Here is a 2,856-nt window from a genome sequence, read left to right as displayed (position 1 = left end):
CTGGAGGGCAGCGGTCCGGCCACCCTGATCGTGAGCGGCAGGAAGCTGGAGACCAGCTGTCAGAATGCTGTGGCCCCGGTGGAAAACGCGGATGAAAACGGCATTGTGGAAACGCTGGATAATCCGCTCATCACCGATCTGGACCGGGCACTGACAGTGGCAGTCTGGGTGCGGGAGCATCTTTTGCGCCGCAGCACCTACACCTGCTCCACCCGGGGTAACCCGGAGATGGACCCCATCGATCTGGTTCTGTTGGACACCCAATGGGAGACGGCTGCCCCGGCCCAGGTGTTAAAAAACAGCCTCACATACAGTGGCGGAGGTCTTAAAGGAGAAATGATTTTGAAGCGAGGGAGTGAAGCATGAGAAAAAGCCAGAACTACCAGCTGCGTCTGCCGGAGCGGCTGGCCGAACGCAACGACCCGGCGGACATCGACGATCTGACCTATGATATGGAAATCATCGACCGGGAGCTGAAGCAGCAGGCGGACAAGGACGCTGAGCTGGACGATCTGAAGGCCAGCCGCACCGAGCTGAACGCCCACGCCTCGGCCTCGGTGCTGGCCCATCCGGACGGCAGCGTGACGGACGATAAGATCGGCACACGGACGGTCGGTGGGGTGAAAAACAAGCTGCAGGCGCTGCTGACCCTGATCGGCCAGCAGATCGCCGGGATCAAGGGCTCGAGCGCCTGGAACGACAGCCCGGCCATCACCCTGGCGGCGGCGAAGCAGACACTGGACGAGCACAAGGCCGCGGCGAACGGCCTGCGGGAGGAATTTGACGCCCACGCGGCCAGCAAGACCAATCCCCACGCGGTGACCAAGGCCCAGGTGGGGCTTTCCAATGTGCCCAATGTGGCCACCAACGACCAGACCCCCACCTACACCGAGGCCGCCGGCCTGGAGCTGCTTTCCAGCGGCGAGAAGCTGACCGCCGCCTTCGGCAAGCTGGCAAAGGCGGTGCGCAGCCTGAGCGGGCACATATCGTCTCGGGAGAACCCGCATGGCGTGACCAGCGCACAGGTGGGCCTGGGCAACCTGACCAACGACGCCCAGGTCAAGCGCAGCGAGATGGGCAAAGCCGGGGGCGTGGCCACTCTGGACTCGGGCGGCAAGGTACCCGCCAGCCAGCTGCCCAGCTTTGTGGACGACGTGCTGGAATACGCCAGCAAGAGCGCCTTCCCGGCCACGGGCGAGGCGGGCAAGATCTATGTGGCGATGGATACCAACCTCACCTGGCGCTGGAGCGGCACGGCCTATGTGGAGATCAGCAAGAGCCTGGCCTTGGGCGAAACGGCTTCCACCGCCTATGCAGGCGACAAGGGCAAGGCACTGGCCACCGATCTTGCATCCACCAAAACCACCGTGGCCGCCAACACCGCTGCCCGCCACAGCCACACCAACAAGGCGTTACTGGACAAGCTCACCGATGCCATGTTCAATGCCTGGAACAACGCGATCCACACCATGCGCATCGGCAGCGTGATCAGCGGCAGCACCGCTTCGGCCAGCATCACCCAGAGCGGCAGCGAGGGCGTTCTGAACCTGGTGCTGCCCAAGGGCGACAAGGGCGAAAAAGGCGACAAGGGCGACCCCGGGCAGGACGGCCGGGACGGCGCAACCGGTCCCACCGGGCCGCAAGGGCCGCAGGGAGCCACCGGCTCCACCGGCCCGGCAGGCCCCAACCTGGTGAGTGGGGCCACCCAGGTGAGCGGCTTTTCCACCGGCCAGGTACTGTATGTGAACGGCAGCGTGGTGGGTGCAAAGACCCTGACCCCGGCGGTCATCGGCGCGGCCACCGCCGCCCAGGGCGGCAAGGCGGACACGGCGGTGCAATCGGTGAACGGGAAAAAAGGGACGGCGCTCACCCTTTCGGCAAAGGACGTGGGAGCTGTGCCGGTGGGCAGCCGTAAGGTGTTGGCAAACGGCATCGCCTGGAAAAGCGGGTCCATCCTCACCCCGGACGGCTGGGACGATTACAGTATGATCCGAATCAGCACAAATTTCGGGTCCGCGTTCATTCCGAAGCTTGCGGTGAATGAGTCCAGCGAAAACATTCTGGTGGCAAGCGCGCTGCCGAACAACTATATGAACATCGCAGGCTTTTCTATTGCCCGTAATTCCACCGGCGGCAGCCTGAGCATCGATGTGTCACCATATGCGCTGCGCTTAGCCCCGAGCGGAGTAACGGCGCTGTCCACCGAGCTGTCCGTTTATAAGATCGAGGGCTTCGCGTAAAGGAGGAAAGAAACACATGGCATGGCAGACGCCGAAAACAGTCTGGGCCGAGACGGACACGTTCCGCCTTACCCCGGACTATGAACGTATCCGGGGCAATCTGCTGTATCTGCGCCAACGGGCCGCGGCTGTCACCCAGCGCCCGGAGTATGGCCTGATGGAGGATTACACGGTGGACAAGCTGCCCCTGGCGGATTTTTTCAACCGAGTGGAGGAGAACCTGGCAGCGCTGGCCGCCGCAGTGCAAACCCGGCCGGAGTATTCCACGCGCAGTTTCTCTCCCGGCAGCCTGGTGTGGGACTGGAGGGATCTGGAGCGCATCGAGGGGATGCTACTACAGATTTACAATGATCTGAATGCAATCGAGAGCAGCCAGCAGAAGTTGGCTTTTTGCTTGGGAGGTGGTTATTTTGGCACGTTTGTTTCGTGATCTGAAGGTGAATGAACAGGACGGCAAGGTCTATCTGACCCTGTATAACCGAGACGGCAGCCCTGCGCTGCGGGATGTTTCGGTGGGGGTGAGCAGCGAGGTGACCCAGCAGGGCGACAACTGGACCGCCGCGGCCGCGAACCTGCTGCTGCGGCTGGGCGAGGATGGTCAGCCCGAACTGGCCCT

Annotated in this window: 3 protein-coding genes and 1 pseudogene; all 4 read left to right on the top strand. The window is 63.0% G+C overall.

Going from position 1 to position 2,856, the window contains the following annotated elements; all coding sequences use genetic code 11:
* Positions 1-366 (top strand): annotated as a pseudogene (locus tag B5G03_RS17495) (hypothetical protein); the annotation flags it as partial.
* Positions 363-2,240 carry a collagen-like triple helix repeat-containing protein gene (locus B5G03_RS17935; RefSeq protein WP_140401741.1) on the top strand — a complete coding sequence of 626 codons (1,878 nt, stop codon included), beginning with the start codon at positions 363-365 and terminating at the stop codon, positions 2,238-2,240. The pseudogene B5G03_RS17495 and the gene B5G03_RS17935, both read left to right, overlap by 4 nt.
* Positions 2,241-2,256: 16 nt before the next feature.
* Positions 2,257-2,670 (top strand): hypothetical protein, encoded by a 414-nt coding sequence (locus tag B5G03_RS16815; protein ID WP_087182818.1) that lies wholly within the window; start codon positions 2,257-2,259, stop codon positions 2,668-2,670.
* Positions 2,651-2,856: hypothetical protein (locus tag B5G03_RS16810; RefSeq protein ID WP_140401740.1), on the top strand; the 206-nt coding region annotated here is incomplete at its 3' end. The genes B5G03_RS16815 and B5G03_RS16810, both read left to right, overlap by 20 nt.

Source organism: Gemmiger sp. An50, from assembly GCF_002161595.1.
GTDB lineage: Bacteria > Bacillota > Clostridia > Oscillospirales > Ruminococcaceae > Allofournierella.
Note: the sequence above shows the minus strand (reverse complement) of the source record. Positions and strands in the feature narration are given on the sequence as shown.